1 protein-coding gene is annotated in these 706 nt (G+C 51.1%); it reads right to left on the bottom strand.

Annotated features, from left to right (window positions below):
* The coding region (locus QQJ79_RS15625; protein ID WP_284223851.1) for an ABC transporter substrate-binding protein at positions 1–519 on the bottom strand (519 nt) is incomplete at its 3' end.
* Between the last annotated feature and the right edge of the window lie 187 nt (positions 520–706).

Here is a 706-nt window from a genome sequence, read left to right as displayed (position 1 = left end):
TGTCGCCCATTTCACGATGGGCATCTTGGCCGCTTCCCGCGCCAGCATGGCGGATTGCATATAGGTGGAAGGACGCAGGCGGAAGGTATATTTGTTGCCCTTTGACCAGACCATCGCATCGCTAAGCGGTTCCGAAGCGATAAAGAGAACCTTGTTCTGCTTGGCAAAATCGGTGATTGCCAGCCCGATATGGGAGAAAAAGGTCCCGGCCAGAAGAACCACCTGTTCATTGGTGATCAATTCTTCGGCGATCTTGACCGCATTCCCCGGCTTTCCGCCGTCATCCCGGGCAATCACTTCCAGCTTTTTGCCGAGAACACCCCCGGAGTTGTTGATCTGCTCTACGGCCAGTTGCCACCCTTTCCGGTACGGCTCGGTAAAGGCGGGCAAACGCGTGTAACTGTTGATTTCACCAATCTTGATAACGTCATCCGCCGCCCGGGCCGTCTCTGCCCCGGCAGGAGAGAAACAAGCGATCCCCCCAAGGATAATGGCCAGCAAACCTCTTCTATTCAGCATTCATCTGTCTCCCGTCGGCTTGAAAAAACATGTCCTTTTGTACGGGAAACCGGCAATTTTTCTCAGCTATTTATTTTTCACCGGAACCCGAGTTCTTGAGTTTCACCCGCACCCTACCTGAAATCATGCCTCTATATTCTATTTTTCTCAAGTTTTATATGTGTACATACAAAATATTCTCACCAGA

It is taken from the genome of Brevundimonas denitrificans (assembly GCF_030160755.1).
Classification (GTDB): Bacteria; Pseudomonadota; Alphaproteobacteria; order Caulobacterales; family Caulobacteraceae; genus Brevundimonas; species Brevundimonas denitrificans.
This window is presented reverse-complemented; position numbering and strand designations above follow the sequence as displayed.